A 613-nucleotide genomic window follows, 5' to 3' on the forward strand; every position below is an offset into this window, starting at 1 on the left:
GGTGACTGCTGACCGCTGGGACGATTTTGATAAGCTCTTCAGTGCGCGTGGTAGTCCAAAGTACTGCTGGTGCATGGCTTGGCGAGCCGATCAAAAGGATCCCAGGAGCGGGTCGGGTTCCGGCAGAAGAATACTGATGAAGCAACGCATTAGTGAAGGGGCGCCAGTCGGTTTGCTCGGTTACATCGGCGAAGAACCGGTGGCGTGGTGCTCACTCGCTCCATTCAACACCTTCCGTGGCCTACGCAAGCCTGGTGAGGCTGAAGAGACAGATAAGCTTTGGTCTGTTACCTGTTTCTTTGTTCGCCAAGAACATCGTGGAATCGGATTGGCAAAGCAGCTGTTGGCGGCGGCGGTTCGTCATGCGAGGAAGCACGGAGCGAGGTTGGTGGAAGGCTATGCCGTCGATCCAGATTCGCCCAGCTATCGACACATGGGCTTTGTGTCTATGTTTAAGGAGGCAGGATTCACAGAGGTTGCCCGTCAGGGAATAAGGAGACACGTCATGCAACTGCAAATACGCAAGTCGCGTAAATGACGCCCAACCCATCGTCCAGGCGGACCGCCTGCGGCAGCCGCTGAACTCAGGCGTTCGGCTTGACAAGATGAATGG

Annotated in this window: 1 protein-coding gene; it reads left to right on the forward strand. The window is 56.0% G+C overall.

Going from position 1 to position 613, the window contains the following annotated elements; translation table 11 throughout:
• On the forward strand, positions 1-538 hold a 538-nt coding region (locus O9K64_RS23510), incomplete at its 5' end, for a GNAT family N-acetyltransferase (RefSeq protein WP_305793251.1).
• Positions 539-613 lie beyond the last annotated feature (75 nt).

This window comes from Sedimenticola hydrogenitrophicus (assembly GCF_029017505.1).
GTDB classification, from domain to species: Bacteria; Pseudomonadota; Gammaproteobacteria; order Chromatiales; family Chromatiaceae; genus Sedimenticola; species Sedimenticola hydrogenitrophicus_A.